This window comes from Nocardioides sp. (assembly GCF_964228225.1).
Lineage (GTDB): Bacteria > Actinomycetota > Actinomycetes > Propionibacteriales > Nocardioidaceae > Nocardioides.
Genome location: NZ_CAXQZB010000039.1, coordinates 16,602 through 34,778, shown reverse-complemented (window position 1 = coordinate 34,778; position 18,177 = coordinate 16,602). Strand labels below are relative to the sequence as shown.

The 18,177-nt window shown below is 74.7% G+C and carries 22 protein-coding genes and 1 pseudogene; 15 read left to right on the top strand and 8 right to left on the bottom strand.

The genetic code is table 11. The features are described from left to right. Positions 1 to 3 precede the first annotated feature (3 nt). Together mshD and ACERUJ_RS08660 are read right to left on the bottom strand one after the other, a co-directional pair. On the bottom strand, positions 4 to 984 hold the full coding sequence (mshD, locus tag ACERUJ_RS08665; RefSeq protein ID WP_370248115.1) for a mycothiol synthase: 981 nt from the start codon (positions 982 to 984) through the stop codon (positions 4 to 6). A gap of 1 nt (position 985) precedes the next feature. Next, complete coding sequence (locus ACERUJ_RS08660) at positions 986 to 1,348, bottom strand: DsrE family protein (protein ID WP_370248114.1); 363 nt, start codon at positions 1,346 to 1,348, stop codon at positions 986 to 988. A gap of 86 nt (positions 1,349 to 1,434) precedes the next feature. Here ACERUJ_RS08660 and ACERUJ_RS08655 point away from each other — a divergent pair, with 86 nt between their 5' ends. The 6 genes from ACERUJ_RS08655 to ACERUJ_RS08630 are packed head-to-tail and all read left to right on the top strand — an operon-like array spanning position 1,435 to position 5,121. Further along, on the top strand, positions 1,435 to 1,929 hold the full coding sequence (locus tag ACERUJ_RS08655) for an FABP family protein (RefSeq protein ID WP_370248113.1): 495 nt from the start codon (positions 1,435 to 1,437) through the stop codon (positions 1,927 to 1,929). A gap of 55 nt (positions 1,930 to 1,984) precedes the next feature. Next, entirely contained in the window at positions 1,985 to 2,458 is a 474-nt protein-coding gene (locus ACERUJ_RS08650; RefSeq protein WP_370248112.1) for a Fur family transcriptional regulator, read from the top strand. Then, entirely contained in the window at positions 2,433 to 3,410 is a 978-nt protein-coding gene (locus ACERUJ_RS08645) for a folate-binding protein YgfZ (RefSeq protein WP_370248111.1), read from the top strand. Before ACERUJ_RS08650 ends, ACERUJ_RS08645 begins: the two co-directional genes overlap by 26 nt. Beyond that, positions 3,407 to 3,616: a hypothetical protein gene (locus ACERUJ_RS08640; RefSeq protein WP_370248110.1), complete on the top strand. Its 210-nt coding sequence runs from the start codon at positions 3,407 to 3,409 to the stop codon at positions 3,614 to 3,616. Before ACERUJ_RS08645 ends, ACERUJ_RS08640 begins: the two co-directional genes overlap by 4 nt. After that, entirely contained in the window at positions 3,613 to 4,431 is an 819-nt protein-coding gene (locus ACERUJ_RS08635) for an SGNH/GDSL hydrolase family protein (RefSeq protein ID WP_370248109.1), read from the top strand. Before ACERUJ_RS08640 ends, ACERUJ_RS08635 begins: the two co-directional genes overlap by 4 nt. A 15-nt stretch (positions 4,432 to 4,446) precedes the next feature. Then, positions 4,447 to 5,121, top strand: a complete 675-nt coding sequence (locus tag ACERUJ_RS08630) for an SGNH/GDSL hydrolase family protein (protein ID WP_370248108.1) — start codon at positions 4,447 to 4,449, stop codon at positions 5,119 to 5,121. A gap of 224 nt (positions 5,122 to 5,345) precedes the next feature. On the opposite strand, the gene ACERUJ_RS08625 is transcribed toward ACERUJ_RS08630, so the two are convergent. Further along, positions 5,346 to 6,074: a winged-helix domain-containing protein gene (locus tag ACERUJ_RS08625; protein WP_370248107.1), complete on the bottom strand. Its 729-nt coding sequence runs from the start codon at positions 6,072 to 6,074 to the stop codon at positions 5,346 to 5,348. 120 nt (positions 6,075 to 6,194) lie between these two features. Between ACERUJ_RS08625 and ACERUJ_RS08620 the strand changes: the two genes are divergently transcribed. From ACERUJ_RS08620 to ACERUJ_RS08600, 5 genes and pseudogenes are all read left to right on the top strand, one after another. Next, entirely contained in the window at positions 6,195 to 6,467 is a 273-nt protein-coding gene (locus ACERUJ_RS08620; RefSeq protein ID WP_370248106.1) for a MoaD/ThiS family protein, read from the top strand. A 54-nt stretch (positions 6,468 to 6,521) separates the two neighbouring features. Then, positions 6,522 to 7,004, top strand: coding sequence for a TlpA family protein disulfide reductase (locus ACERUJ_RS08615; protein WP_370248105.1), 483 nt, complete (start codon positions 6,522 to 6,524; stop codon positions 7,002 to 7,004). A gap of 277 nt (positions 7,005 to 7,281) precedes the next feature. After that, positions 7,282 to 7,764 (top strand): DUF4395 domain-containing protein, encoded by a 483-nt coding sequence (locus tag ACERUJ_RS08610; protein WP_370248104.1) that lies wholly within the window; start codon positions 7,282 to 7,284, stop codon positions 7,762 to 7,764. Positions 7,765 to 7,842: 78 nt separating this feature from the next. After that, on the top strand, positions 7,843 to 8,691 hold the full coding sequence (locus ACERUJ_RS08605) for a sulfurtransferase (protein ID WP_370248103.1): 849 nt from the start codon (positions 7,843 to 7,845) through the stop codon (positions 8,689 to 8,691). After that, positions 8,691 to 8,969 (top strand): annotated as a pseudogene (locus ACERUJ_RS08600) (DUF1416 domain-containing protein); the annotation flags it as partial. The gene ACERUJ_RS08605 and the pseudogene ACERUJ_RS08600, both read left to right, overlap by 1 nt. Positions 8,970 to 9,023: 54 nt before the next feature. On the opposite strand, the gene dtd reads toward ACERUJ_RS08600, so the two are convergent. Continuing rightward, the gene (gene dtd, locus ACERUJ_RS08595) at positions 9,024 to 9,449 is read right to left on the bottom strand and encodes a D-aminoacyl-tRNA deacylase (protein ID WP_370248101.1); all 426 of its coding nucleotides are present in this window, start codon (positions 9,447 to 9,449) and stop codon (positions 9,024 to 9,026) included. A 77-nt stretch (positions 9,450 to 9,526) separates the two neighbouring features. Between dtd and ACERUJ_RS08590 the strand changes: the two genes are divergently transcribed. Next, positions 9,527 to 10,393, top strand: coding sequence for a 3-keto-5-aminohexanoate cleavage protein (locus tag ACERUJ_RS08590; protein ID WP_370248100.1), 867 nt, complete (start codon positions 9,527 to 9,529; stop codon positions 10,391 to 10,393). Between the two features lie 27 nt (positions 10,394 to 10,420). On the opposite strand, the gene ACERUJ_RS08585 is transcribed toward ACERUJ_RS08590, so the two are convergent. Beyond that, entirely contained in the window at positions 10,421 to 11,470 is a 1,050-nt protein-coding gene (locus ACERUJ_RS08585) for a GDP-mannose 4,6-dehydratase (protein ID WP_370248099.1), read from the bottom strand. A gap of 248 nt (positions 11,471 to 11,718) precedes the next feature. On the opposite strand from ACERUJ_RS08585, the gene ACERUJ_RS08580 reads away from it, so the two are divergent. The 3 genes from ACERUJ_RS08580 to ACERUJ_RS08570 all read left to right on the top strand — a co-directional run bounded on the left by ACERUJ_RS08580 (position 11,719) and on the right by ACERUJ_RS08570 (position 14,647). Then, positions 11,719 to 12,141: a hypothetical protein gene (locus ACERUJ_RS08580; RefSeq protein ID WP_370248098.1), complete on the top strand. Its 423-nt coding sequence runs from the start codon at positions 11,719 to 11,721 to the stop codon at positions 12,139 to 12,141. A gap of 137 nt (positions 12,142 to 12,278) precedes the next feature. Then, positions 12,279 to 14,024: a DUF4012 domain-containing protein gene (locus tag ACERUJ_RS08575; RefSeq protein ID WP_370248097.1), complete on the top strand. Its 1,746-nt coding sequence runs from the start codon at positions 12,279 to 12,281 to the stop codon at positions 14,022 to 14,024. After that, positions 14,021 to 14,647: a hypothetical protein gene (locus tag ACERUJ_RS08570; protein WP_370248096.1), complete on the top strand. Its 627-nt coding sequence runs from the start codon at positions 14,021 to 14,023 to the stop codon at positions 14,645 to 14,647. Before ACERUJ_RS08575 ends, ACERUJ_RS08570 begins: the two co-directional genes overlap by 4 nt. On the opposite strand, the gene ACERUJ_RS08565 is transcribed toward ACERUJ_RS08570, so the two are convergent. The 3 genes from ACERUJ_RS08565 to ACERUJ_RS08555 all read right to left on the bottom strand — a co-directional run bounded on the left by ACERUJ_RS08565 (position 14,599) and on the right by ACERUJ_RS08555 (position 18,170). Beyond that, a complete protein-coding gene (locus ACERUJ_RS08565) occupies positions 14,599 to 15,816 on the bottom strand; it encodes a glycosyltransferase (RefSeq protein ID WP_370248095.1) in 1,218 nt (405 codons plus the stop codon). The two genes, ACERUJ_RS08570 and ACERUJ_RS08565, sit on opposite strands and share 49 nt — an antisense overlap. 103 nt (positions 15,817 to 15,919) lie before the next feature. Next, positions 15,920 to 17,083 carry a glycosyltransferase family 4 protein gene (locus ACERUJ_RS08560; protein WP_370248094.1) on the bottom strand — a complete coding sequence of 388 codons (1,164 nt, stop codon included), beginning with the start codon at positions 17,081 to 17,083 and terminating at the stop codon, positions 15,920 to 15,922. After that, on the bottom strand, positions 17,076 to 18,170 hold the full coding sequence (locus ACERUJ_RS08555; RefSeq protein ID WP_370248093.1) for a glycosyltransferase family 4 protein: 1,095 nt from the start codon (positions 18,168 to 18,170) through the stop codon (positions 17,076 to 17,078). Before ACERUJ_RS08555 ends, ACERUJ_RS08560 begins: the two co-directional genes overlap by 8 nt. Between the last annotated feature and the right edge of the window lie 7 nt (positions 18,171 to 18,177).

Genomic DNA, 18,177 nt, shown 5'->3' with positions numbered 1-18,177 from the left:
ATGCTACCGACCCGCCTCCGCGCCGGTGTGCGTTGCTCGGGGCGCGAACCGCGTGTGGGTGTCGGCGTCGGCGTGGGCGAACCCCAGGCGGGTGTAGGTGTGCAGTGCCGCCGCGTTGTCGGCCTCGACGTACAGGTGCACGCGGCGCACGCCCCGCGCGCGCAGGTGGTGCAGGCCCGCGAGGGTCGCGAACCGGCCCAGCCCCAGCCCCTGGGCCGAGGGGTCCACCCCCACCACGTACACCTCGCCGTGGTCCTCGTCGTGCCGCTTGGTCCAGTGGAAGGCGAGCAGCTCGCCGCGGCCCGTCGCGGCTCGGCGCCGCACGAGCAGCAGGTCGGCCGGGTCGAACCACGGCTCGGCGCGACGCTCGTCGAAGCCCGCCCGGTCGAGGTCGCCCTGCTCGGGGTGGTGGGCGAACGCGCGGGCGTTGACGGCCAGCACCTCGGCGACGTCCTGCTCGAGCAGGTCGGGCGCGTCGTCGTGGTCGGCCAGCCGTGCCAGCACGACGTCGTCGCGGGCGGGCAGCGGCGGCAGGGCGTCCGGCCCCCCGTCCGGCCCCCCGTCCAGCGCGCGCCGCATGACCCACAGCGAGCGCACCGGCCGCCAGCCCACCCGCGCGGCCAGCCGCGCCGCGGCCGGGTGGTGCCCGTGCGACCAGGCGCCGGCGCCCGGTCCGGCCTCGGGGGCCGCCAGTGCCGCGCGCGCGGTGCCGAGTCCCGCCCCGCGCACGGCCGGCGCCACCGCCACCACGACCTCGTCGCCGCTCACCAGCGCGAAGCCGCCGGGCCCGCCGGAGGTGTCGGCGGTGAGCGAGGCCAGGTGCACGTCGGCGGCCTCGAGGCCGCCGTGGCGCCAGGCGAGGTCGGTGGCCTCGTCCAGCGGGTCGTCCTCCCCGGCCGCCACGCAGGCGGCGCGGACGGCGTCGACCGCGGCGTGGGCGTCGGGGTCGCCCGCCCGCAGCCGCCGGATCCCGAGGTGGCCCATGTCAGTACACCAGCGCCTGCACGTCGTCGCGCAGCGCCGCCTCCACGAAGCTGGCGGCACCGGCGATGCGGGCGCCCGGAAGCAGGTCGGCCTCGGTGAGCCCGCGTCGTCCCGCGCACTGGCTGCAGACGCGGATCGCGCCGCCGGCCAGCACCGTGGCGACCAGGTCGGCGGCGGGGGTGGCGCCGGCGAGCGCGAGGCCCGGCACCCGGCCCGCGACGGCGAACCACACGGCGTCGCCGGTGAGCCACAGCTCGGTGGAGGCGCCGGACAGCACGGCGGCGGCCGCCACGGTGAGGGCCTGGTTGGCCCGCTCGGGGGCCTCGGCGCCGGCGGTGAGCTTGAGCAGCAGGGGACGGGCCACCTCACCCACCCTAGGGCCCCGGTCGGCACCGCCCGCCCCTCAGGCGCGTCGGGGCCGCCGGTGGCCCGGAGCCGTAGGCTGGAGGGGTGTTCCAGATCCCCGAGAACCTCCACCCCCAGTGCGGCCCGGTCGCGTGGCTGCTGGGCACCTGGGCGGGCAACGGCCGCGGCGACTACCCCACGATCGAGCCGTTCCAGTACGGCGAGGAGATCGTGTTCCAGCAGGACGGCCGCCCGTTCCTGCACTACTTCTCCCGCACCTGGCTGATCGACGACGACGGCGCGAAGGTGCGCGAGGCCCACCAGGAGACCGGCTTCCTGCGCTGCCTGCCCGAGGGTCGCCTGGAGCTGGTGCTCGCCCACAACACCGGGCTCTCGGAGATCTGGTACGGCCAGGCGGCCGACGGCAAGATCGAGCTCCACACCGCCGGCGTCGGCTACACCGAGACCGCCAAGGAGGTCACCGGCGGCCAGCGCATGTACGGCAACGTCGAGGGCGAGCTCCTCTACGCCTACGACATGGCGGCGCTGGGCCAGGAGCTCCAGCCGCACCTGTGGGCCCGGCTGCAGCGCCGCGGCTGAGGACCCAGCAGGACCCAGCAGGACCCACCAGACGAGCAGGAACGGACGACGCGGCATGACGGGCGTGACCGGACACCACCACGGCAGCGACGCGCTGCCGCAGTGGCGTGCCCGGCTGCGCGAGCGCGGCCTGCGCCTCACCCCCCAGCGCGAGCTCGTGCTGCGCGCGGTGGAGGAACTGCGCCACGCCACGCCCGACCAGGTGCACGCCCACGTGCGCCGCAGCGCCGACGCCGTCAACCTCTCCACCGTCTACCGCACCCTGGAGGTGCTCGAGGAGCTCGGGCTCGTGCGTCACGCGCACCTGTCCGACCGGTCCCCGACCTACCACGCGGTCGACGACCACGAGCACTTCCACCTGGTGTGCCGCCGCTGCAAGCGCGTGGAGTCCCTCGACGTCGCCCTGCTGGACGGCCTGCGCACCACCCTCGGCGAGCAGTACGGCTTCGACGTCGACGCCGGCCACCTCGCCGTCTTCGGCACCTGTCGGGAGGAATGCACCGATGACCGCATCGACGACCCGTCCTGAGACGCCCGTCTCGCCGCTGCTCGCCCTGCCGGGCGCCGTGGCCGGCGACGGCGTCGACGCCCCCGTGGCCGCGCACTACGGCTCCTTCAACGGCGAGCAGCGCACCCTGGAGTCGGGCGAGGGGTTCGTGGACCTCTCCCACCACGACGTGCTGCGCATCGAGGGCCCCGAGCGGCTCACGTGGCTGCACTCCCTCACCACCCAGCACCTGCTCGACCTCGCTCCCGGCGTGGTCACCCAGGCCCTGGTCCTCAGCCCCCAGGGGCACGTCGAGCACGAGTTCCGGGCCGTCGACGACGGCGCCGCCCTGCTCGCCTGGACCGAGCCGGGCCGGGCCGCCGACCTGCTCGGCTTCCTGGAGCGGATGAAGTTCTGGACCGAGGTCACGCTCACCGACGTCACCACCGAGCACGCCCTGGTGTGGCGCGGCGGCGGCGAGCAGCCGGGCCGCGGCTACCGGCTGGTCCCGCGCGAACAGCTCACGGTCTTCGCCGAGGCGGCCGGGCCGGCCTGCGGGCTGTGGGCCTTCGAGGCGCTGCGCATCGCGCGCGGCGAACCCCGCTTCGGCCTCGACACCGACCACCGCACGATCCCCAACGAGATGGGCTGGCTCGAGACGGCGGTCCACCTCGACAAGGGCTGCTACCGGGGTCAGGAGACCGTCGCACGCGTGCACAATCTCGGGCGCCCGCCGCGTCGGCTCACGCTGCTGCACCTCGACGGCTCCGAGAACCGCCTGCCCGTGGTCGGGTCGCCGGTGCTCGCGGGGGAGAAGCAGGTCGGCACCGTCGGCACCTCCGCGCGCCACCACGAGCTCGGGCCGATCGCGCTGGCGCTGCTCAAGCGCAGCACCCCGGTGGAGGCGTCGCTGCTCGTGGACGGCATCGCCGCCGCCCAGGAGGTCGTGGTCGATCCCGAGGTGGGGCGGCACTTCCGCCCGCCCCGCGCATGACCCAGCGGCGGGTGCTCGCCGGGTTCGGTGCGGGCTGCCTGTCGATGCTGGCCTTCATCTGCCTGGCCGGCCACGAACGCCCGGGCACCGGTCCCACCCTGCTGCGGATCACCGACACCCACGGGATCAACCGCGGCGACCTCCCCGTGCTCATCATCTGGGGGCTGGGGCTGCTCGCCTGCCTGCTGCTGAGCAGGGAGCCGTGAGCGGGCGTCGTCGTGCCGAGCCGACGGGCCGGTGGCCGCGTGGCTGGCGCACGTGGGCGGCCGCCGTCGTCGTGGCCGCGGTGGCGGGTGGCGGCGTCGGGGTCGGCCTCGGCCTGATCGGGCGCGACCGGGGGACGCCCGGCACCACCGCCGTCTCGGAGTCGCCCGCGGGCGAGGCCTCCGAGGCCCCTCTTCCCGAGGCGCGCGTGACCCTGCCGGAGGGCGACCTGGACTCGTGGTGGTTCGGCGACTCCCTCGTGAGCGGGGCGGGCGCGAGCGACGTCGAGCACCGCTTCGTGACCCTCGTGGCCCGGGCCATGCAGCGCCGGGCCGGCTGGACCACCGCCGGCGCCGCGCTGCCGCTCACCGATCGGCGCGGGCTGATGCGCGCCGTGCGCGACGCCCCGGACCCCGACGTGATCGTGCTGTCCTTCGGCTACGACACCTCCAGCCCGCCCGCGGTGTTCGGGCGCCGGCTCGAGCGGCTGGCGGTGGTGCTGGAGGAGCGCGCCCCGCGGGCGATCCTGATGTGCGTGGGCGCCTGGCGCACCGAGGCGAAGGCGGCGCCCTACGACCGCTGGATCACCCGGGTCTGCGAGCAGTTCGACGGCGTGCCGGTGCCGGTGGCCACGCTCTTCGATCGCGACGACTCCCGCGGGCCCGCCCGGCGCCGCGCCCTCGACGCCGTCGGCACGCTGGCCCCCGCCGGTCCCCGGGCCCCCAACGACACCGGGCACGCCCAGATCGCCGCCCGGCTGCTGCTGCGCATGGGGATCGATCCCGTCGCCGGCCGCGCCCACGGGTCCGGGGAGTAGCCCGTGCGCAGGCGCGTGACCGGGACCGACCGCGGCGGCCCGCTGCGGTGGGTCGATGCCGTGCTCGTGCTGCTGGCCCTCGCGGTCGTGGCCGTGTGGGTGCTCGCGCTGGACCGGACCGGGGCCACCCCGCCCGGCGGTGGCGCCTCGACGAGCGAGGGGATCGTCGAGTCCCCCGTCCCGACCCCGGTCGCCGAGCAGGCGCGGATCCTCTGGCTCGGGGACTCGCTCCAGGGCGTCGGGGTCGAGGACCCGGTGCGCGACGTCGTGGGCCCGGTGAGCACGGACCTCGCGAGGGACCCGGTCCGCTTCGACGGGTCGCTGCGAGCGGCCAACGGGCTGCGCTCGATCATCCGCGCCACCCCCGACGCCGAGGCGGTCGTGCTGCTGTTCGGCACCGACTCCGCCGACGTCGCGACGTTCGCCCCGCGCTTCCAGGGGCTGGTGGAGGAGGTGCGCCGCACCCTGCCCGACGCCGACCTGGTGTGTGTCGGGCCGTGGCGCACGGACCCCGCCGCCCCGGCCCTGCTCCGAGCGATCGACCGCAGCTGCGCCGAGGTCGGGGGTCGGGTCGTCGACGTCACCGACCTCGCCGCCACCCCCGAGTTGCGCGCCGCCGACGGTCGGCCCTCCCCCGCCGGCGCCGATCAGCTCACCGCCCGCCTCCTGATCGCCCTCGACGCCGACTGATCACGACCGTGGCTGTCCTCGTTCGTCGAGGAGGCGCCCTGGCGCCGTCACGAGACGTGGTGAGTCGGGTGCGGGCGTCTCGTGACGCTCGCTGGCGCTCGCTCCTCGACGACCGTCGCGCCCCGCGGTGGTCGGCACGGCGACCGGGCCACCCACGTTCGTCGAGGAGGCGCCCCGGCGCCGTCACGAGACGCCGTGAGGCGGGGTCGGTGGGGAGCAGGGGGTCAGGCGTCGACGCCCACGCGGGCGGCGTCGGCGGCGGTCTCCTTCTCGCGGGCGGGCAGCACGAACCGGTAGCCGACGTTGCGCACGGTGCCGATGAGGGTCTCGTGCTCGGGGCCGAGCTTGGCCCGCAGGCGGCGCACGTGCACGTCGACGGTGCGGGTGCCGCCGAAGTAGTCGTAGCCCCACACCTCCTGCAGCAGCTGCTGGCGGCTGAACACCCGGCCGGGGTGCTGGGCCAGGAACTTGAGCAGCTCGAACTCCTTGAACGTGAGGTCGAGCGGGCGGCTGCCGATCTTGGCGGTGTAGGTGGCGTCGTCCACCACGACCTCGCCGGAGCGGATGTCGTGGGCGTCGGGGTCGGCGGCGTCGCGCACGGCGGTGGCGCGGCCGACGGCCAGGCGCAGGCGGGCCTCCAGCTCGGCCGGGCCGCAGGTGTGCAGCAGGACGTCGTCCATGCCCCAGTCGTGGCTGACGACGGACAGCCCGCCCTCGGTGACCACGAGCATCACCGGGACGTCGCTGCCGGTGGTGCGGATGAGCCGGCTCAGGTCGCGGGCGCCGGCGAGGTCCTGGCGGCCGTCGATGAGGATGACGTCGGAGTCGGGGGCCTCGAGCAGGGCACTGCCCTCGGCGGGCAGGATCTTGACGCTGTGGCCGAGCAGCGAGAGGGCCGGGATGACCTCGGCGGAGGGCTGCAGGGCGCTGGTCAGGAGCAGCAGGGCGCTCATGAAGGTCTCCTCCCATGACGGGGGTGAGACCGAAACACGTCGTCGGGCTCCGGCCGGTTGATGTGCAGGGAAGAATAGCGAAACGTGGGGGAAACGGGACAGGGTTCGGCAGGAGCGGACATGAGTGATGAGCAGCACGTGCGCGTGCGCTACTGGGCCGGGGCCCGTGCGGCCGCCGGTGTGGCCGAGGATCTGCTGCCCGTCGGGGGGCCCACCACGGTGGGGGCGATCCGCGACCTCGCGGTGGCGGCGCACCCCGGGGCCGACCTGGCCCGCGTGCTCGGCGTGTGCTCCGTGCTGGTGGGCGAGCAGCCGGCGGGCAAGGATCCCGCCGCGCATCCCGTCGCGCCCGGCGACACCGTGGAGTTCCTCCCGCCCTTCGCCGGCGGCTGACGGTGCGACCCCGCCGTCGGGGAATGGGGGCGTCGTGAGGGAGGTTGGACCGTCGTGAGCACCGGTGAGTGGATCCTGATCGTGGCGGTCGTGCTGGCCCTGGGCTTCGGGCTGTACCGGCGCCGGGTCGACGGTCGCATCCGTCCGGCGCGCGCCACCGCGGTCCCGGCGGGCGCGTCGACCTCCTCTGCGGCCACCGAGGAGGCGGACGCCGCGCCCGGGTCCACCGACGGCGGGGTGCTCGCCGGCACGCCCTGGAGCGGACAGCTGGGGGAGCGGGCGACGCTGCTGCAGTTCTCCTCGGCCTTCTGCGCGCCGTGCCGCAGCACCCGGGTGGTGCTCGCCGACGTCGCCGCCTCCACCCCGGGTGTCGCCCACGTCGAGGTCGACGCCGAGGAGCACCTCGACCTCGTCCGGCGCCTCGACGTGCGCCGCACGCCCACCACCCTCGTGCTCGACGCCGCGGGCCGCGAGGTCGGTCGAGCGGCCGGTGCGGCGCGCAAGCCGGACGTGATCGCCGCCCTCGCAGCGCTCTGACCTGGGCTTTCCCTTCGCGCATCTCATCATTCGAAATGCCATCTCATCATCTGGGAACTCGGTTTCCGATCCGGGGTCGGGGCCCCCTACCGTGGAGGACATGGTGACGACCCTGCTGACCAAGCGCCGCGCGGTGGACCACTGCCGCACGCGCTCGGCGCTGTGTCGGTGCGGCTGATCGACGCCCACCCCTGAATCGGGGTTCGAGGGTTAAGTCGATCGAGTTGCTCCAGTAATGTGGAGCCCGCCCGCACCCGTCCCGTCCCCAGGAGTCCTCATGTCGCAGTCCACCGCGGCCGCCCGTTCCACCTCGCCCTCGACCGGCGCTCCGGCCGGGATCGACCCCCGCGGGCCGCAGTTCAACGCCTCGGTCACCGCCGTCGTGCTCGCCGTGATCCTGGTCGCGGCGCCGCACCCGGCCGCCGTCGCACTGCTCGGCCTGCAGGCCGTGCTGTTCGCCTGGGGCGCGATCGCCGGCGTGGCCCGCACCCCGCTCGCCTGGGTGTTCCGCGCCGCCGTCCGGCCCCGCCTCGCGCCTCCGACCGAGCTGGAGGACCCGGCCCCGCCGCGGTTCGCCCAGGCCGTCGGCCTCGGGTTCGCGCTCGTCGGGCTGGTGGGCTTCCTCGCCGGGGTCGACACCCTCGGCCTGATCGCCGTCGGCATGGCCCTCGTGGCCGCCCTGCTCAACGCCGTGTTCCGGTTCTGCCTCGGCTGCGAGATGTACCTGCTGGGCAAGCGGCTCACCACCCGCGCCGCCTGAGCGGCGTCCCACCCGCCGGTCCCCGCACCGGCCCCTCCGCGTCAACTCCCACCCGCACTACGAAAGGCACCACCCGTCATGTCCCGTGAGAACACCCTCGTCTCGGCCCAGTGGGTCGAGGACAACCTCGACACCCCCGGCATCGTCCTCGTGGAGGTCGACGAGGACACCTCGGCCTACGACAAGGGCCACATCCGGGGTGCCATCAAGCTCGACTGGACCACCGAGCTGCAGGACCAGGTCCGCCGCGACTTCGTGAACAAGGCCCAGTTCGAGGCGCTGCTCTCGAGCAAGGGCGTGAGCAACGACGACACCGTCGTGCTCTACGGCGGCAACAACAACTGGTTCGCCGCCTACGCCTACTGGTACTTCAAGCTCTACGGCCACACCGACGTCAAGCTGCTCGACGGCGGACGCAAGAAGTGGGAGCTGGACTCCCGCGAGCTCACCGCCGACGTCACCGAGCGTGCCGCCACCTCCTACACCGCCCAGGAGCAGGACGCCTCCATCCGCGCCTTCCGCGACGAGGTCGTGGCCGCGATCGGCACCCAGAACCTCGTCGACGTCCGCAGCCCTGACGAGTACGCCGGTCGCCTCATGGCCCCGGCCCACCTCCCGCAGGAGCAGGCCCAGCGCGCCGGCCACATCCCCACCGCCGCCAACGTTCCGTGGAGCAAGGCCGCCAACGACGACGGCACCTTCAAGTCCGACGACGACCTGCGCCAGATCTACACCGAGGCCGGCGTCGACTGGAGCAAGGACACCATCGCCTACTGCCGCATCGGCGAGCGCTCCTCGCACACCTGGTTCGTGCTCAAGGAGCTGCTGGGCCAGGAGAACGTCAAGAACTACGACGGCTCCTGGACCGAGTACGGCTCCCTCGTCGGCGTCCCGGTGGTCCTGGGCGACGAGGCGGGCGAGGCCTGATGTGCGGCGCGACTGAGGGCGGGCTGTCCCTCGACGGCGTCAACACCGCCAAGGAGGCCATCATCCAGGGCCAGGTGCTGCGCTCCGGCGAGCCCGTGGGCAACGCCTACGTGCGCCTGCTCGACCGCACCGGCGAGTTCACCGCCGAGGTGCCGACCTCGGCCACCGGCCACTTCCGGTTCTTCGCCGGCGAGGGCCAGTGGACCCTGCGCACGCTGGCCCCGAAGGCCGAGCCGGTCGACAAGGTCGTGCACGCCGCCGTCGGCTCCATCGCCGAGGCGGACCGGGGCCGAGTCGCGTCCGGGGCAGGGGGCGAGCCCGGTCCGGCAGTCTCAGCGCTCCAGGATCAGGGTCACGGGACCGTCGTTGACGCTGCTCACGGCCATGTCGGCGCCGAACCGGCCGCGTGCCACGGTGGCGCCGGCGGCCTCCAGCTGCGCACACACCCGGTCGTACAGCGGCTCGCTCACCGGGCCGGGAGCGGCGGCGGCCCAGGTGGGGCGCCGGCCCTTGCGGGCGTCGCCGTACAGCGTGAACTGGCTGACGACGAGCAGCGGTGCGCCGGCCTCGGCGCAGGACCGCTCCTCGCGCAGCAGCCGGACGTCGACCAGCTTGCGCGCCATCCAGTCCGCCTCGGCGTCGGTGTCGGTGTGGGTGACGCCGAGGTAGACCAGCAGCCCCGGCTCCCCGATCGACCCCACGACGTCGTCGTCCACCCGCACCTCGGCGGAGAGCACCCGCTGCACCACGGCTCGCATGCGCCCAGCGTGCCGCAGCCGACCCGGCGGGCGTGACCCGGGTCACGCCCGCGCGGGAGGCGGGTGAGAATGGGCCCATGTCCACCCACGACACCGTGCCCGCCGACGGCCTGCTGGTCACCGTGGCCCCCACCGGGGCCGAGACCACCAAGGCCGACTGCCCCGCGCTGCCCACCACCCTGGCCGAGCTCGTCGAGACCGCCGTCGCCTGCCGCGCGGCCGGCGCGGCGATGATCCACGTGCACATCCGCGACGACGAGCACCGTCCCAGCCTCGACCTCGACCGGCTGCGCGAGACCGTGGCGGCGCTGCGCGAGGCCACCGACCTGGTCGTGCAGCTCTCCACCGGCGGCTCGGTGCACGACCCGCTGGAGCACCGGCTGCGGGTGCTGGAGGCCGAGCCCGACTCGTGCAGCATCACGCTGGGCTCCACCAACTTCGGCGACGACGTGTTCCTCAACCCCTGGGGGTTCGTGCAGGAGCTCTACCAGGGCGCCCAGGAGCGCGGGATCGTGCCGGAGTTCGAGCTCTTCGACCTCGGCCAGGTCGCCGCACTCCACCGGCTGCTGGACCGCCACGGACTCCCCGCCGGCGGTGCGGTGCACTGCGACCTCGTGATGGGCGTGCCGGGCGGCATGCCGGGCACGGCCGACGCGCTGGTCGCCGCCGTCGCCGCCCTGCCCGACGCCGTCACCTCGTGGTCGGCCACCGGCATCGGCCGCAGCACGCTGACCGTCGCACTGGCGGCCCTCGCCAAGGGCGGCCACCTGCGGGTCGGGATGGAGGACGTGCTGACGCTGCGCCGCGGCGTCCCGGTGCGCCACAACGCCGAGCTGGTCACCCGGGCCGTGGCGATGGCCGAGCTGGCCCAGCGCACGGTGCTCGACCCCGCCCAGGCGCGCACCCTGCTGGGCGCCCGGCCGCCGGTGGTCACCTCGGCCTGAGCCGTCCCCCGGTTCGGGATCAGGGCGTCAGGGGCGCGGTGCCGGGGAGGGCGCCAGGTAGTCGGGGTGCTCCTCGACGCCCGTCTCCAGGCGTCGGATGTCGGTGAGCACCAGGTGCTCCACGAGCGCCTCGAGGGAGATGGTGGGCTCCCAGCCGAGGTGCTCGCGCGCCTTGGTGGGGTCGCCGTAGAGGTCGAGCACGTCGGCGGGACGCATCAGCGCGGGGTCCTGGCGCACGAACCGCTCGCTGGGGCCGAGGTCGGCGGCGGCGAACGCGATCTCCACGACCTCCCGCAGGCCGCGCGACTCCCCGGTGGCGACGATGAAGTCGTGGGGGTCCTCGAGCTCGCACATCAGCTGCATCGCGCGGGCGTAGTCGTCGACGTAGCCCCAGTCGCGGCGCACGTCGAGGTTGCCCAGGGTGAGCTCGTGGCGGCGCCCGACGGCGATCTCGGCCACGCCCCGGGCGATCTTGCGCGTCACGAACGCCGGGCCGCGCAGCGGGGACTCGTGGTTGTAGAGGATGCCGGTGCAGGTGAACAGCCCGTAGGACTCGCGGTAGTTGATCGCGAGGTGGTGGGCGAAGCTCTTGCTCGCGGCGTAGGGCGAGCGCGGGTGGTGCGGCGTGCCCTCGGTCTGCGGCATCTGGTCGGAGGTGCCGAACATCTCCGAGCTGGAGGGCTGGAAGAACCGGGGGGCGGCGCCGTGCCGGTCGCGGTAGCGCAGCAGCGCCTCGAGCAGGCGCAGCACCGCCATGCCGTTGACCTCGGCCACCTGCTCGGCGTGGGCCCAGCTCGCGCCGACGGAGGTGAAGCCCGCCAGGTTGTACACGACGTCGGGACGCACCGCCTCCAGGACCGACTCCATGGCGGCGCCGTCGCGCTGGTCGACCTCGCGCACCTCGACGCCGTCGAGGTAGGTGGTCACGATCGCCGACCCGGCGGTGCCGGGCCGGACCGTGCCGACGACGTGGTGGCCGGCGGCGAGGAGCCGGCGCGCGAGGTAGACGCCGTCCTGTCCGGCGACGCCGGTGATGAGGGCGCGGGTGCCCGGGGCGCCGGCGGTGCTGGTGGTCATGGTGCGCTCGATCGTAGGGCTCTGGCCGCGTGGGTGTGGGAGGGGTCACGATGCCGGACGCCGTGTCGCGCGCCGTGTCGCGCGCAGGGTCGCGGTGCCGCGTCACGTCACCCCACGTCACACAGTGTTAACCGGGGCCTGCCCGCATCCTGGCCTTCGGGGCCGCGCATCCTGGATCGGCATGGTCTAATGGCACGAACCCCGGCGCGCCCCGCCGAAGCCGACCCTGTTTCAAGGAGTTCCCCCCGATGAAGAAGATGATCGCTGCTCTCGGCACCGCGTTCGTGCTGTCGACGGGCCTGGTCGCGACCAGCGGTGCCCCGGCCTCGGCGGCGTGCGGCAGCTACGCGAACCCGTGCGCGCCCACCACCACCACGCTCTCCGGCCCCAGCTCGATCAGCGGCAAGCCGCTGGCGAAGAAGGCCTCGGCCCGCTACACCTGCAAGGTGTCGGCCGCCTCCAGCCGCACCCCGAAGGGTCAGCTCCGCTTCACCGTCCGCAAGGCCGGCGGCGGCAAGATCATCGTCGACCAGCGCAAGGCCACCCCCACCGCGTCGTTCACGACCGGCCCGCTGGCCAAGGGCGACTACACCGTGCGCTGCACCTACGTGAAGAAGAAGAACGCGCCGTTCCGCACCTCCAGCGCCTCCAAGCGCCTGCGCGTGCGCTGACCCCACGCGAGCGCCGGCCGGTCCGCACCGGCACCGTCCGGCCGTGAGCCTGCCAGGAACCCCGACGCCGCCGGCGTCGGGGTTCCTGCATGTCCGATGAGTACAGCGAAGGAGAGGTCGTGCGAGAGGATCGCCGGGTGATCACCCGCGGACGCGTCATCGGGGGCGTCGTGCTGCTCCTGCTCCTCGCCCTGGGGTGGAGCGTCTACCTCGCGGTCCAGACCCAGCGCGACCTCAGCCGGGCCCGCGACGCCGTCGACGCCCTGCAGGTGGCGGTCGAGGTGGGCGACCCCGCGGCCCGCCAGGCGGCGGTCGAGCAGCTGAGCAGCGCCGCGGCCTCGGCCCACGACCGCACCGACGGGCCGTGGTGGAGCCTGATGGAGCTCCTGCCCGGGTACGGCGACGACCTCGCCGGCGTCGAGGCCCTGGCGGCCTCCCTCGACGTGCTCTCCGCCGACGCGCTGACCCCGGCGGTGGACGCGGTCGACCGGCTCGACGGCCTCGCCACCGGCGACGGCGTCGACCTGCGCGTGCTGGCGGGCCTGGCGCCCACGGTGTCCCGGGCCAGCGACGCCGTCGACCGCGCGCGGGCGCTGGTCGACGCCGAGCCCACCGACGGCTTCGTGGGCGCGCTGCGCGAGCCCTACCAGGAGTACGTCGACGTGATCAGCGGCCTCGACGACGGCCTGCGCGCCGCCACCCGCGGCCTGGCGATCGCGCCGGAGATGCTGGGCGCCGACGGCCCTCGCGACTACCTCCTGGTGTTCCAGAACACCGCCGAGATCCGGGCCACCGGCGGCCTGCCGGGCTCGTGGGCGCTGGTGAGCGCGGTGGACGGCCGCCTCACGATCGAGCGGCAGGGCGCCGCCACCGACTTCCCGGTGTACGGCACCGACGGTCCGGTGACGGACCTGACCCCGGCGGAGCGGGCGCTGTTCAACGCCCAGATGGGCCAGTTCTTCCAGAACCCCAACGTCACGCCGGACTTCCCGCGGGCGGCCCAGGTGTTCCGCTCCTTCTGGGACCGTTCCTACCCCGACACCCCGATCGACGGCGTCGTCTCCCTCGACACGGTGGGGTTGTCCTACCTGCTCGAGGGCACCGGGCCGGTGCCGGTCGGCGACCTCACGCTGTCGGCCGAGGGCGTGGTGAGCTCGCTGCTCAACGAGGTCTACGTCAAGGTGCCCGACCCGGCCGAGCAGGACGCGTTCTTCCAGCTGGCCGCCCGGTCGATCTTCACCGCCGTCACCGGCGACATCGAGTCCCCTTACCGGCTGCTCACCGGCCTGGAGCGCGCGGGCTCGGAGGGCCGGTTCCTGGTGGCCCCGTTCGATCCGGAGCTGGCGCAGGTGCTGGCCGGCACCCGGGTGGAGGGCGCCCTGGACCGCGGCGACGACGACGTCGCCTACGTCGACGTCGCCCTCAACGACGCCACCGCCTCGAAGATGTCCTACTACCTGCGCTACCGCGGCGAGCTGGAGACCGTCGGGTGCCGCGACGGCCGGCTGGCGCTCTCGGCCTCGCTCGCGATGGGACAGACGATCTCGGCGGTCGACGCGGCAGCGCTGCCGCCCTACATCACCGGCGGCGGCACGAACTTCCCCGAGATCGGCCGGCAGACGGTGAACGTGTTCCTGTTCGCCCCCGCCGGCGGCACCTTCACGTCCCTGACGATCAACGGCCGCGACATCACCCTGCCCGAGCCGATCGTGCTCGAGGGCCGTCCGGCGATGCAGGTGCAGATCGAGGTGGCCCGGGCCGACGACGCGCTCGTGACCTGGGAGATGACCGCCGGGCCCGACCAGACCGCGGGGGCCGAGATGCGGCTGACGCCCTCGATCATCCCCGGCGAGCAGCGCGAGACGGCCCCGGGCTGCTCGTGAGCGGGTCGGGCGCCGAGGGGCGGGAGCAGGGAGCGCCGGTCTGGCCGCCGGTGATCGACCTGAGCCGCGCTCCGGGCGCCCGCGCGTCCTGGGGACGGCCGGTGTGGACGGTCCTGGCCTGGGCCGTGGTCGAGCGGCTGCTGGTCACCAACGCCTTCCAGGTCTCGACCCGGCTGCGGGCCGCCGCCCTGCGGGCCTTCGGCGCGACCATCGGGGAGGGCGTGATCCTGCGCCCCGGGCTGCGCGTGCGGTTCCCGTGGAAGCTCACGGTCGGTGACCGCAGCTGGATCGGGGAGGACGTCTGGCTGCACAACCAGGACGAGCTGGTGGTCGGCGCCGACGTCGTGATCAGCCAGGGCACCTTCGTCACCACCGGCTCCCACGCCCACCGCCGCGACATGGCGCTGATCACCGCCCCGGTCCACCTCGAGGACGGCGTGTGGGTCACCGCGCGCTGCGTCGTCACCGGCGGGGTGCGGATCGGGCGGTCGGCGCTCGTGGCGCCGAACACGGTGGTGAGCCGCGACGTCGCCCCGAACACGATCGTGGGCAGCCCGCCCGCGCAGGTGCTGGGTCAGCGGTTCCCGTCGCCGGAGAGCAACGACTCCACCCAGGAGCGGTAGCCGTCCAGCGCCTGCTGCTCGCCGAGGTGGGCTGCGGCGTAGGCGGGTCCGCGGGTGCCGAGGTCGGTCTCGGGGCCGGCGAGCCGCAGCGCCGCCTCCAGCAGCGCCATCGGGTCGTCGGGGGTGACGACCACCCCGGCGCCGCTGGCGCGCAGGTCGTCCGCCGCGGCGCTGTCCGGGGCGGTGGCGGCGACCACCGGACGCCCCGAGACGAGGTAGCTCGTGAGCTTGGAGGGCGCGCACATCTCCTGCAGCCCGGGGCGCTCGCTCACGCACAGCACGTCGGCCGCCGCCAGCACGGAGGTGAAGTCGGCCTCGGGCACGCCGTCGAGGAAGCTGATCCGCTCCAGGCCGGCGGCCGCCTGCTCCAGACGCCGCCGTTCGACCCCGTCGCCCATGAGCACGACGTCCAGCGGCTGGTCGCACTGCTCGGCGAGCCGCGCGACCTCGACGAGGACGTCGAGGTTCTGCTTGGCGCCCATGTTGCCGGCGTGCAGCAGGACCCTGCGGTCCTCCGGCCAGCCGAGCGCCGCCCGCAGGGCCGCGGGGTCCCTCGGCGGGTCGACGTGGGTCCAGTTGCGCACCACGGTGATCCGCTCGCGCGGGACCGGTCCGAGCTGGCTCAGCGCCTCCGCCATCCGGTCGTGGATCGTGAGCACGCCGGTCGCCGACGCGATCATGGCGGCCTCGGTGCGTCGGACGCGGCCCTTGAGCCAGCCGGCGCCGCGGCCGACGTCGCTGACCGTGTCGACGGCGAAGGAGTAGATGTCCTGCACCACGACGCCCACCGGGATCCCCCGCCGCACCGCCCACCGCACGCCCGCGGCGGCCGGCACCAGGCCGGGGCTGACCACGACGACGGCGTCGGGGCGCGGCAGGTGGTGCAGCCGGGGCAGCACCCGTCCGGTGAACGACAGCTCGCTGAGGATGCGCGTGACACCGCGCGGGTTGTGGGGCACGTAGTGGCGCAGGCGGGTCACGTCGACGCCGGCGGACCGGGACCGCGTGGTCCACCCGCGGTGGTCCGGGTCGACGCGCCACTGCGGGTAGTGCGGGGGCGTGGTGAGGACGGTGACGTCGGCCAGCGCGGTCAGCCCCTCGGCCATGCGCGCGGTGTAGGGCGCGATGCCGGTGGTCTCCGGGGCGTAGTTGAGCCCGAGGACGAGCACGTGGGGGAGGCTCAGCGGTCTCTCCGATGCACGCGTGGCGCCCCGACGTCGCCGCCGGGCACGCGGCGGGACGCCGGCCGGGCCGACCGCGTGCGGAGGTGGATCAGGGCGAACTCCTGGAGTAGACGCTCTCGAGCGTGGTGGCGACGTCGGACGGGGAGAACCCGGAGGTGATCACGTCGAGGCCTCGTTCGTGCACACGATACCAACGGTCCTTGTCGGACAGCAGAAGGATGAGCGCATCCGCGAGGGACGCCGGGCTGCCGTCCACGACGATCGCCGCCCCGGCGGCGGCGAGCTCGGCGCTGATGCCGGTGTCGTCGGTGATCACGGTCGGCAGGCCGACCGCCATCGCCTCCAGCACCGACATCGGGAACGGCTCGGCGCGGCTGGGGAGGACATAGGCGTGGGACGCCAGCAGGACACCGCGCACCTGCGAGGGCGCCACCGGCCCCCGGTAGTGGACGTGCTCGGCGAGGTCGAGGCGCTCGATCGCTCCCCGCACCGCGGCGAGCTCGCCCTCGTCGGGGCCGTGGAGGTCGACCCGCAGCCGATGGCCCGCGGCGAGGACGAGGGCGGCGGCCTCCACCAGGGCGACGGGCCGCTTGCGCGCGTGGAGGCGGGCCACGAAGGCGACCACGGGCACCTCGCCCTCGGCCGGGGGGCGCGCCCGGCCCTCGTCCGGGGCGATGCCGTTGCGGATCCGGTGGATCGTGAGCGGGCCGTGCGCCACGCGGGGGAGGTCGGCCGCCTCGGCCTCGGTGAGGGCCAGGCCGGCGGTGGTGCGGCCCAGCAGCGGCCGGGTCAGGAGGGCGTCGAGGGCGCGCGTGCTGCGTCGCGGGTCGCTGCGCACCATCCCGTGCGGCTGCACGACGATCCGCGCGCGCGAGCGCGCCAGCAGCCCGGCCGGCAGCTGCACGAGGTCGCGGGCCAGGTGCAGGTGCACGACGTCGCTGTCCGTGGCGAGTCGTCGCACCGTGCGCCACAGCGCCGGCGACCACAGGCCCGCGAACCCGAGTCCCGGCAGCCGGCGCACCCGGTGCAGGTGCACCTCCACGCCGGGCAGGTGCACCTCGGCGAGGCCGTCCCATCCGGCCACGAGCCGGACCCGGTGCCCGCGGGCGGCGAGCTCGCGGCACTGGGCGAGCGCGACGGTGGTCGGACCCCCGTAGCTCCCGGCCGCGTCGATCAGCGTCAGGACCTGGGTGATCGTGAGCCGATCCTGGGCCGCGGCGCCCGTGGCGCCCGTGATGGCCGGCTCAGACATCCAGGGCGCTCCACACCAGCTCCGCGAACCGCTCCGGGGTGTGGGCCAGGATCGGCGGATCCTGGATCCAGCCGCCCCAGGCGGCCCGCGCGCTCGTGAGGGCGGCCGTCAGCCCCGCCTCGTCGGGGACCGGGCAGCGGTGGACGCCCGGCATGCCGTCGAGCGACGCGGCGACCCCGCTCTGCTCGCTCACCACGACCTGCAGGCCCGCGGCCAGCGCCTCGTTCGCGACCAGACCCCACACCTCCTCGGTGGAGGGGAGCACGAGGGTGTGGTGGGGGGCCATCGCAGCGGCGACCTGGTCGGCGGGCAGATGGCCGTGGAAGGTCACTGCTGCCCCGAGCTCGGTGCTCAGGGCCTCCAGCCTGCGGCGCTGACTCCCGTCGCCGACGACGGCGAGGGAGTCCTGCGGCGTCGCGATCCGCGCGAAGGCACGGATGAGGGTGTCCACGTTCTTGCGGGGGATGAGCTGGCCGACGTAGACGAACCGGTGGCCTGCGACTGGTCCCGCGCCGGGACTGGTACTCGCGCGGGCCCTGGCGGCGGCGTCGGCGATGGAGACGACGTCGACGGGGTTGAACCCGACGTGGATGCGCTCGGTCGGCACGCCGAAGGATCCCACGGCCGCCGCGGCGGCCGCCCCCGGCACCACGACGGCGCCGAGGGAGCGGAACCAGCGCGCCCGCGCCAGGGCGACCGGGCCGCGCCGGAAGGTGTGGGAGTCGGCGGTCGACTCGTAGAACCCGACCACCCGTGCGCCGCGCCGACGGGCATGTCGGGCGAGCTGCCAGTACACCGGCGCCTCCCACCCCCCGACGACGACGTGGGTGGCGTCGTCGAGCAGCCGGTGCGCGGCGGACGAGGCGACCGGGACCTCCCGTCGCCCCACGCGAGGACGCCGCACGGGGAGCGTGATGCTGCGGTAGCGGTCGTCGTGGTGGTCGAACCAGTCCTCGCCCCGGCCCTGCGCGTCCGGTGACCGGCGGTCCGCGGTGAGCCCCACGGACACGGGCATGCGCTCGGCGAGTGCGGACCAGACCGGACGCCGGTACGGGGCGTCGAGGTTGGTGAGCCACCACAGGTGCACGAGGACT

What these genes read in the sequence shown, in the direction of transcription:
- ACERUJ_RS08640 (WP_370248110.1), top strand. Translation starts at nt 3,407, where the DNA reads ATGACCCAGCGGCGGGTGCTCGCCGGGTTCGGTGCGGGCTGCCTGTCG.
- ACERUJ_RS08625 (WP_370248107.1), bottom strand. Translation starts at nt 6,074, where the DNA reads ATGAGCGCCCTGCTGCTCCTGACCAGCGCCCTGCAGCCCTCCGCCGAG.
- dtd (WP_370248101.1), bottom strand. Translation starts at nt 9,449, where the DNA reads ATGCGAGCCGTGGTGCAGCGGGTGCTCTCCGCCGAGGTGCGGGTGGAC.
- ACERUJ_RS08620 (WP_370248106.1), top strand. Translation starts at nt 6,195, where the DNA reads ATGAGTGATGAGCAGCACGTGCGCGTGCGCTACTGGGCCGGGGCCCGT.
- ACERUJ_RS08645 (WP_370248111.1), top strand. Translation starts at nt 2,433, where the DNA reads ATGACCGCATCGACGACCCGTCCTGAGACGCCCGTCTCGCCGCTGCTC.
- ACERUJ_RS08650 (WP_370248112.1), top strand. Translation starts at nt 1,985, where the DNA reads ATGACGGGCGTGACCGGACACCACCACGGCAGCGACGCGCTGCCGCAG.
- ACERUJ_RS08580 (WP_370248098.1), top strand. Translation starts at nt 11,719, where the DNA reads ATGAAGAAGATGATCGCTGCTCTCGGCACCGCGTTCGTGCTGTCGACG.
- ACERUJ_RS08590 (WP_370248100.1), top strand. Translation starts at nt 9,527, where the DNA reads ATGTCCACCCACGACACCGTGCCCGCCGACGGCCTGCTGGTCACCGTG.
- ACERUJ_RS08610 (WP_370248104.1), top strand. Translation starts at nt 7,282, where the DNA reads ATGTCGCAGTCCACCGCGGCCGCCCGTTCCACCTCGCCCTCGACCGGC.
- mshD (WP_370248115.1), bottom strand. Translation starts at nt 984, where the DNA reads ATGGGCCACCTCGGGATCCGGCGGCTGCGGGCGGGCGACCCCGACGCC.
- ACERUJ_RS08560 (WP_370248094.1), bottom strand. Translation starts at nt 17,083, where the DNA reads ATGTCTGAGCCGGCCATCACGGGCGCCACGGGCGCCGCGGCCCAGGAT.
- ACERUJ_RS08585 (WP_370248099.1), bottom strand. Translation starts at nt 11,470, where the DNA reads ATGACCACCAGCACCGCCGGCGCCCCGGGCACCCGCGCCCTCATCACC.
- ACERUJ_RS08605 (WP_370248103.1), top strand. Translation starts at nt 7,843, where the DNA reads ATGTCCCGTGAGAACACCCTCGTCTCGGCCCAGTGGGTCGAGGACAAC.